This is a genomic window from Streptomyces sp. NPDC045695, from assembly GCF_056432025.1.
In genome coordinates, this window is sequence record NZ_JBWKJU010000002.1 from 572,993 (window position 1) to 579,192 (window position 6,200).

Consider the following 6,200-nt stretch of genomic DNA (forward strand, 5'->3'; position numbering starts at 1 on the left):
GGGCCCTGATCCGAAAGACGCGGGGTAGGGCCAGCTACCCCGCGCCCGTGGCCCGACCGCCGAGATCAGGACTCCCCGACTGGAAGGTCATCCCTTGAGCAGGTTGTAGGCGATACCCGCGACGAGGAAGTATCCGAGATAAGAGCCGAGTACCACGCCCAGCATCACAAGGAGCTTGACCGGCGTCCCAAACGGCTTGCGCGCCAGGGAGAGGTTCGCGAAGAGCCCCGCCGCCCCGATGGCCCCGCCTATCGCCCCGCCGATCGGCAGCAGGATGATAGGCGCGATCGAGAGGACCAACTGCCACCAGGCGAGCCCCCGGAACTTGGCCCACGGATCCGGCTTGCTGAGCGAGTTGCTTCCGAGGTCGGGGGTGTGCTGCATGTGCGGGAAACCTTCATTCTCTTCAACGTGATCGTGCTGAACCGTCAGGATTGCGGGCGACGGACTCGCCGGGCAACCACGCGCTGACAACGGTTTGCCTACGAACCCCGACTGTCGACGGCTGGCTCGCCCCCCTCGCCCGCGCATTTCTTCGGTTCAGCCTGCGGTGCCTGGCCCCCGGGGACGCGACCTGATAGAGGGACACCGCCTTAGGTGGTTTCACAAGGCTGGCCGGGTCTGCACGGAACCCAGGATGGCCCTACTTGAACCCGCAGCTGGATGGCCAGGCTGGTGGGCAAAGGCGCCCCATGCCCCGGGGGGCACCTCCCGCCTGTATTACGACGGCCTCGGCCTCGGATCGCCCGTGCGAGGCATCCCACCGATCCGGCGGATCAACCCGAGAAGCCAATGAGCCGAGGCCGGGCCTCCTCGCGTCCGAAGGTCAACACCTTCGCAAGTACCTCGCGCATCTCGTCAATGCTCTCCGCCGGCACGTTGAGCACCGCCTCGATCTTGGCCTCCTCCAACTCCAAGTCATCCAGACACTCGGGGTCCAGCGACACCGTGAGCAGGCTGCCTGTCAGGGCCACCTCGCGGACACAGCCATAGGCCGTGCATTGCTCCGGGGTCATCACGCAATAGGTGTCGAGCCCGAGCGAGATGTCCTGTGCGGACGGCTCACCAATAGCGCTCGTGAACAGCAGGAAGAAGCCTTCATCCTCTTCCGCCGCGCCAGCCTGCATCTCGCCATCAACGTCGATCTCAGCAGCCACCGCACGGGCTGTGAACCTGTATGCCATATGCCGGTTCTACCAGGAGCCCAACACAGCTCACGCCCACCCCTCCGCCAACGAACATTGCCGCGATGGACGCGTATGGCACTGGTCATGGAGACCTGTGAGCTGGCCACGGGGGCGAGGGCCAGCGGCGAACGCCGGATCGCACAGAAGCCCCCGCCGGACGGGAGCGCCCGCCGGGGGTTCGTTCTGCGGGTGCCGGCTCAGCAGCTGGCGGTGATGGGCGTGTGGCCGACGTACACGACGCCGCGTGTGTTGATGTCGACGGTTTCTCCGGCGCCGTTCATGGTGTTGCTGGCCCAGACGGCGGTGCCGCTGCTGTTGTAGACGACGAAGTTGCCGTCGTGCTGGTAGACGGCGCGGTTGCCTGCTCCCGGGTAGGTGTTGGTGGCCCAGCACACCCGCTGCCCGTAGCGGTTGATCTTGTACTCGACGAGGTTGCCGTCCGTCTGCATGACCAGACGCCACCACACCTGCACATTGGCAATGGGGTCCCAGGTGCTGCGCTGGATCATCTCGCCCGGCTGAAGGCTCTCGCCCCGGTAGAGACGGTCGCCGTATTCGTGTGCGGACGCGGCGCGTGGTCTTCTTCCTCTTCGGCGGGGGCTCTGTCGGCCTCCCGTCCTGACGATGTCCGGGCGGTGCACGGGGCGGCGTGATGGTTTCGGTCTCGGCCGAAAATTGAGGCATCCGTTTGTGGGTACGTGGTTGCGTAGGCGTCGTCCCCCCACGCTTCGTCAGTCGTCGACCGCGTTCGTGACCGCCCGGGTCCACCGTTCGGCCTGCGTGGCCGGAGCGGGCCGGCCGAGGTCCGTGTTGCGCTCGCCCTGCCGGGGGCGTCCGCTCTGTCGCTGATCCCGATCACGTACGCACCGGCCAGTTGACACGCGCGAGGAGTCCTCGTCGCCGTAGAGGGTGTTCACCACGACTGGCCTGCGGCGTGCCCTTGCACGTCCGCCGCACCTGCGCCGTGGACTCGGCGCGCACCAGGCCGCCGCCGACGCAGAACAGGCGCTCGTGCTCCTTGCTGCCGGTGGTCTCCGCCCATGGCAACTCAGCGGAGTGTGCGATCCGTTCCCTGTCGTCATGTGGCCGGTAGCCGACATCCGTCCAGGCTCGTCGAGTCGTCGTAGGTGATCTCGCCATTGTCGACGGACGACTTGCCGCGCGAGGCGGTGGCCTGCCCGTCGGAGTACGGGGTCCAGCGGGCCTTGTACGCGGTGGCTTGCGCGGGAGGGGTCGCAGGAAACGCGGAGGTGGTGACGGCGGCCGCGGGGAAGGCGGCGAGCGTGGCGAACAGATCGTGCATGTGCCCTCACGGTCGGCCACGACCTGGTGGGCTCTTCTCTTCGTCAGGCAGGACGGCAGGAAAGTCCCACGGTGGCGTCCTGGGCGGCAGCCGGCCTCCGCCCGTCGCCTGGTGCACCGCGGTCGGCCTGCCGAGGCCGAGCGTGGGTGGCCGCACCGACGATCGGGGCGGACGGGCGTCGCCGGATGGCTCACGAACACTTCCGGCCACCCGAGTGCTGCTGCTCCGTTCTGCGATTCGCCCTCGCCCCGGTTCACTCGATGTGATGGCCGTGGTGACCGGGGGGTACCGGGCAGGGCGGGCCCTTCCGTACGGTCGCGCTCAAGCCGCCCTCCGTGGAGTGGCGGGGTGGGGGAGCCGGATCGGGGAGAGGGCGGCGAACAATGGGCGGGGATCAGGACTGGGGGCAACGGGCCGCGTGCAGGACCGGCGACCCGGAGGAGCTCTTCGTGGAGGGTGCTGCGCAGACGAGAGCGAAGGCTGTCTGCTCTGGTTGCGTGGTGCGCACCGAATGCCTGGCCCACGCGCTCGACCACCGCGTCGAATACGGGGTATGGGGAGGCATGACCGAGCGCGAGCGCCGAGCACTCCTGAAGCGAAGGCCAACGGTCACCTCCTGGAAGCGGCTGCTGGAAGCTGCCCGCAGCGAGTACGAGCACCGCGCGGGACAGCTCAGGCCGCTCGACGCGGCCGCGAGCTGATGCGGTCTGACCCCCGGTCAGGCGCGTACGTGGCCCGGCGGCGCGGCCAGGCCTCACACCGCTAGGCCCCGGCCGACCCCAGGCGGCCACGAAGCAGCACGGCCAGTCGGGCACGAACTGGTCCAAGGGCAGGGCGCTACGACCATGGACGTGGCGGAACAGCCGGTCCGGGCCGGTCTGCGTGTCGTACCGCGTACATCGCGCCGTGCCTCGCCAGGGGCCCGTACGAGCGATCGTGCTGGACGTTGGTTCAGTTAGCCAGAACCAACCAGCTCAGAGGTCTTCTGCGGGCCCAAGGTGGCGAAGTACTGTCTCGTGCTCGCCCGTGGCAACGAGCCCGTCGATCACCTTGACCATCGACGGCACACCCGCATCGCGGACGATGAGGCCGTCCCAGCACCACCAGTAGGCGCCTTCTGGTTCGCCCGCCTGCCGTCGGCGGTCCATGATGCGGTGCACCTCATCGAGCGTGACCACGGTTCCGGACCATCGATCGCCGTCATCGCGGATGACCCACATGTCGACATCGCAGACCTCATCGAGGTCATCTCGCGCATCGGGGACGAAGCAGATCTCATATCCGTCACGCTTGACTCGGTAAAAGGGGCCGTCCCACATGCTCGCTCCGTATGCTCTGTCACAGGCCGCCTGCGTAAACCAGGCCAGACGGCCGACCGTTACACCACACTCGGCTTGAAGGGCGCAGCAGTGTGGCAGGCGAGAGGCAAGACCGGGCGGCTTCGAGCAGCGGGACCTTACGGGTTGTCAGGCCGGCCGGAGCCGGCCCAGACCGCGAGGTCTCCGCCGGGGAGTGAGACGAAGCGCCATCCTCGGGGACCCGTGATCTGCCACGCCTCGAACGACGTGTCGGCCGAGCAGGTCAGGTGCGTGCCGTTGTCGAACACGATCCGGAGCGTTCCCGACTTGAACGCCACGGCAGACAGGGCGTTGACCCCGAACAGTGGCAGGGCCGCAGCCACGTCCTGGGTCTCCGGATTCAGGAGCGTACCGGGGCTCGTGCGAGAGGGGCCTGCCGAGAGCAGTGTCGGCGCTTCCAGCACGATGTCCCAGCCCCCGTCGAGGGTGAGCGTCAGCCGGAAATCGACGCTGATCCTGTCGACCCTGCGCGCGCGAAGGCCAAGAACCCACCGGTCCTCGTGTTCGACCGCTTCTACTTGAGTGCGCATCACCGCATTTTTTCATGGTCCATTACCTCGCGAGGACCCCAGCGCGGTGGCCTCGCGGAACCGGGCATGCGCGGACAGCCCGGAGGGTGTGGAGGGCCAGGAGGATGGCTCACGGTCCCTGGCCCAGTTCCGGCGCCCGCGCTGCCACGGTGCCCTCGGGGCCCGATCTCAGAACTCACCGTCGATACCGGTGACCGCCGGAGGCCCCAGCGGTGCGTCCTCTTCCGAGAACCCCAGTTTCTGGAGGGCAGCCCCTGCCAGGCGGACGGCCTCGTCCTCCGCCGTCGCCCGGTCCACGGCCTCGATTTCGAGCCGGACGGAGAAGGTGCCGTCCTCGTGGACCGTCAGCAGCTCCACGTCTTCCGTCTCGCTCAAGTCGGTGTGGTGTGGAGCCAGGCTCCTCGCCAGCTCGGAGCGAGCGGCATCGTCGACGTCCCTCAGGAACGTGCCCGGCACGGTGATGACGTACGTGGTCACTGCTGCCTCCATAGGCTGGCAAAGGCTGAGTCTCGTTGTGGGATGCCCCGGTGTCGCATTTCAAACCCCTCAGCCCCCACAGATCAGGCGGTCGGGTGTCCTCCCGCGACCCTTGACGCCCCCGCCGCCCCCCGCCGCGGCATGGCCGGCGGGCTGCGGGGCCAGGTCAGTGCGGCGAGCGTTCATCGCTCGTGACGAACTCCTCCGGGCGAGGCTGCGGACGTTGTACCTGGGTCCACTCGGAGAACCACCACACGCCGGTGATCACGCCTGCCCACACCAGCCCCCTGAGCAAGGCCGAACCCCATGGGTTGTGTTCGACCACTCGTTCCACACCTGTCATCACCACCCAGCTGATCACGAGGACGACGGCTGTACGCACCCTTCGATGGTTGAACATGTGCCCCTCCTACCCCAGCCGTGTGTGTTGAACAGATCGCCTCGCTCACAGAGAGAAAGGCAAGTCGGGTGTGTGAATCCGGGAATGCAGGGCAGGCGGCGTGTCGGAGGTTGATGACAATGGTTCCCCTGCTTCTTGTTCTTCTGCTGGCCCTTCTTCTCTTCGGTGCGGGTTTCGCCATAAAGGCACTGTGGTGGATCGCCGTCATCGTGTTGGTGGTGTGGCTGGTCGGCTTCGTCGCCCGGCCCAAGGGCAGCAGTGGCCGCTGGTACCGCTGGTAGCGGTGGCAGTGGCTCTGAAAGGCCGCGGAGGCGTCGTGATGCAGCGGGGCTGCTAAATACGCCTCCAGAAAGGCGGCGGCGCATCAGCCGCCGCGTGCGGCGCACGAGAAGAGTCAGGCGGCATGGGCCGCTTCATCTCTGAGATCTGAGGAGTTGTTTTCGCGTGACTGAGCATGTGTGGAATTACCAGCCGACCGCCGGGCACCTGGCCGGCACCGACCTGACCGGCTACAAGGTCGAGGCCACGGACGGCGCCATCGGCAAGGTCGACAAGCACTCCGACGAAGTCGGTGACGCCTACCTGGTCGTGGACACCGGGGTCTGGATCTTCGGCAAGGAGGTCCTGCTGCCGGCGAGCACCGTGACCCGGATCGACCCGGACGAGCGGAAGATCTTCGTCGAGCGGACGAAGGAGCAGATCAAGAACGCGCCGGAGTTCCACCGTGACAAGCACCTCGGTGACGCCGGCTACCGCGAGGAACTGGGCACGTACTACGGCACCGGCGCGCCCTTCGGCGGCCGCCCCGCGTAACGCCCCCAGGGTGTAAGCGGCGGAACGGAAGCGGGGGGGGGGGGGGGGGGGGGGGGGGGGGGGGGGGGGGGGGGGGGGGGGGGGGGGGGTGGGGGGGGAGGGGGGGGGGGGTGGGGGGGGGGGGGGGGGGTT

General features: G+C 67.9%; 11 protein-coding genes and 1 pseudogene. 3 read left to right on the top strand and 9 right to left on the bottom strand.

Annotated features, from left to right (window positions below; genetic code table 11):
• Positions 1–87: 87 nt before the first annotated feature.
• The 5 genes from AC07DU_RS05810 to AC07DU_RS05830 all read right to left on the bottom strand — a co-directional run bounded on the left by AC07DU_RS05810 (position 88) and on the right by AC07DU_RS05830 (position 2,490).
• Positions 88–384 (bottom strand): hypothetical protein, encoded by a 297-nt coding sequence (locus AC07DU_RS05810; protein WP_479036600.1) that lies wholly within the window; start codon positions 382–384, stop codon positions 88–90.
• 392 nt (positions 385–776) lie between these two features.
• Entirely contained in the window at positions 777–1,157 is a 381-nt protein-coding gene (locus AC07DU_RS05815) for an Imm10 family immunity protein (RefSeq protein ID WP_479109758.1), read from the bottom strand.
• 227 nt (positions 1,158–1,384) lie between these two features.
• Entirely contained in the window at positions 1,385–1,696 is a 312-nt protein-coding gene (locus tag AC07DU_RS05820; RefSeq protein WP_479109760.1) for a hypothetical protein, read from the bottom strand.
• Positions 1,697–2,042: 346 nt separating this feature from the next.
• Positions 2,043–2,234 carry a hypothetical protein gene (locus AC07DU_RS05825; RefSeq protein ID WP_479109762.1) on the bottom strand — a complete coding sequence of 64 codons (192 nt, stop codon included), beginning with the start codon at positions 2,232–2,234 and terminating at the stop codon, positions 2,043–2,045.
• A 31-nt stretch (positions 2,235–2,265) separates the two neighbouring features.
• Complete coding sequence (locus AC07DU_RS05830; RefSeq protein WP_479109764.1) at positions 2,266–2,490, bottom strand: hypothetical protein; 225 nt, start codon at positions 2,488–2,490, stop codon at positions 2,266–2,268.
• A 348-nt stretch (positions 2,491–2,838) separates the two neighbouring features.
• On the opposite strand from AC07DU_RS05830, the pseudogene AC07DU_RS05835 reads away from it, so the two are divergent.
• Positions 2,839–3,191: pseudogene (locus AC07DU_RS05835) on the top strand (WhiB family transcriptional regulator).
• A 273-nt stretch (positions 3,192–3,464) separates the two neighbouring features.
• Here the strand turns inward: AC07DU_RS05835 and AC07DU_RS05840 are convergent.
• From AC07DU_RS05840 to AC07DU_RS05855, 4 genes are all read right to left on the bottom strand, one after another.
• Positions 3,465–3,809: a hypothetical protein gene (locus AC07DU_RS05840; RefSeq protein ID WP_360899806.1), complete on the bottom strand. Its 345-nt coding sequence runs from the start codon at positions 3,807–3,809 to the stop codon at positions 3,465–3,467.
• A 137-nt stretch (positions 3,810–3,946) separates the two neighbouring features.
• On the bottom strand, positions 3,947–4,378 hold the full coding sequence (locus AC07DU_RS05845; RefSeq protein WP_360899962.1) for a DUF6188 family protein: 432 nt from the start codon (positions 4,376–4,378) through the stop codon (positions 3,947–3,949).
• 168 nt (positions 4,379–4,546) lie between these two features.
• Positions 4,547–4,855, bottom strand: coding sequence for a hypothetical protein (locus AC07DU_RS05850; protein ID WP_453370520.1), 309 nt, complete (start codon positions 4,853–4,855; stop codon positions 4,547–4,549).
• A gap of 166 nt (positions 4,856–5,021) precedes the next feature.
• On the bottom strand, positions 5,022–5,255 hold the full coding sequence (locus AC07DU_RS05855; RefSeq protein WP_479036586.1) for a hypothetical protein: 234 nt from the start codon (positions 5,253–5,255) through the stop codon (positions 5,022–5,024).
• Positions 5,256–5,374: 119 nt separating this feature from the next.
• Between AC07DU_RS05855 and AC07DU_RS05860 the strand changes: the two genes are divergently transcribed.
• Together AC07DU_RS05860 and AC07DU_RS05865 are read left to right on the top strand one after the other, a co-directional pair.
• The gene (locus tag AC07DU_RS05860; RefSeq protein ID WP_360899798.1) at positions 5,375–5,536 is read left to right on the top strand and encodes a DUF5670 family protein; all 162 of its coding nucleotides are present in this window, start codon (positions 5,375–5,377) and stop codon (positions 5,534–5,536) included.
• 163 nt (positions 5,537–5,699) lie between these two features.
• Positions 5,700–6,068, top strand: a complete 369-nt coding sequence (locus AC07DU_RS05865) for a PRC-barrel domain-containing protein (RefSeq protein WP_360899795.1) — start codon at positions 5,700–5,702, stop codon at positions 6,066–6,068.
• Positions 6,069–6,200 lie beyond the last annotated feature (132 nt).